Origin of the sequence: Lysobacter sp. ESA13C (assembly GCF_019970005.1) — a bacterium.
Taxonomy (GTDB): domain Bacteria; phylum Pseudomonadota; class Gammaproteobacteria; order Xanthomonadales; family Xanthomonadaceae; genus Lysobacter; species Lysobacter antibioticus_B.
On the sequence record NZ_JAHXYK010000060.1, the window covers coordinates 1 to 231 of the forward strand.

The window sequence follows — 231 nt, forward strand, 5'->3', positions numbered from 1 at the left end:
TGCCACTGGGCCGCCCGATTCCGAATACGCGAATCTATATCCTCGATGCGCGCGGCGAGCCGACGCCGATCGGGGTAGCCGGCGAACTTCATCTGGCGGGCGTGGGTGTTGCGCGGGGTTATCTGAATCGGCCGGAGCTGACGGCGGAGCGCTTCGTGCGCGATCCGTTCAGTGCGGTCCCCGAGGCGCGGATGTATCGCTCGGGCGACCTGGGCCGCTGGCTGCCGGACG

1 protein-coding gene is annotated in these 231 nt (G+C 68.8%); it reads left to right on the plus strand.

Annotated features, from left to right (window positions below; all coding sequences use genetic code 11):
* A partial coding sequence (locus tag LC490_RS24335; RefSeq protein ID WP_223621919.1) for an AMP-binding protein occupies positions 1–231 on the plus strand: 231 nt, incomplete at both ends.